Origin of the sequence: 'Chrysanthemum coronarium' phytoplasma, assembly GCF_000744065.1 — a bacterium.
Lineage (GTDB): Bacteria > Bacillota_I > Bacilli_A > Acholeplasmatales > Acholeplasmataceae > Phytoplasma > Phytoplasma asteris.
Genome location: NZ_BBIY01000128.1, coordinates 1 through 864, shown reverse-complemented (window position 1 = coordinate 864; position 864 = coordinate 1). Strand labels below are relative to the sequence as shown.

1 protein-coding gene is annotated in these 864 nt (G+C 27.0%); it reads left to right on the top strand.

The features are described from left to right. Positions 1–474 (top strand): nucleoside deaminase (locus OYV_RS04070; RefSeq protein WP_081931953.1); only part of this gene is annotated, 474 nt, incomplete at its 5' end. Positions 475–864 lie beyond the last annotated feature (390 nt).

Genomic DNA, 864 nt, shown 5'->3' with positions numbered 1-864 from the left:
AACCAAAAACATATTTTTTTTATGAAAGAAGCTTTAAAAGAAGCCCAAAAAGCCTACCTCAAAGAAGAAGTCCCCATCGGAGCTGTCTCTGTTTTAAACCAAAAAATAATTGCACGAGCTCACAATAACAGAAACACTAAAAAACTTTTTTTTGGACACGCTGAATTTTTAGCCCTCATGAAAGCAGGCAAAAAGATAAACAGCCGTTTTTTAAATGATGTATCTCTTTATGTCACTTTAGAACCTTGCTTAATGTGTACAGGAGCCATCATACAAGCAGGAATCAAAAACCTTTATTATGGCACAAGCATGGAAAAATCATATTCTTTTAATGATATGTCATCTATCCAAAATATGCCTTTTATGGATAAATTAAATATCCAATCAGGACTTTTAGCTCAAGAAAGCATGCAACTTTTACAAAAATTTTTTAAAGAACTAAGAATCAAAAAAAATAATTTACTATCCCGATAAAAACAACAAAAAAACAAAAAAATAATTTCAGCAACCCAATAAAAACTCTTATCACAACCAAATTAGACCATCACAACCGATGGTCTTTTATTTTCAAAAAAACTAATTTGCCAATAATAAAATGTTGTTATTTTAAATATTGACACACCCTAAATAATACACCCTACATTAAAATTACAAATAAATACTAATAAAAAATACTATATTGAACCACATTTACCAAAAAATAAATAATAAAACAAACTAAAAAAAACCTTTAATATTTATATCTATTATCTATTTTACTTTTATCTTAACTATATTTATCATCAAAGGCAACCAACCAATCAAACACAAAAAAATAAAAAAATTAGAAATATTGCTAAAAGCCCAAAATATGAAACATTCCAA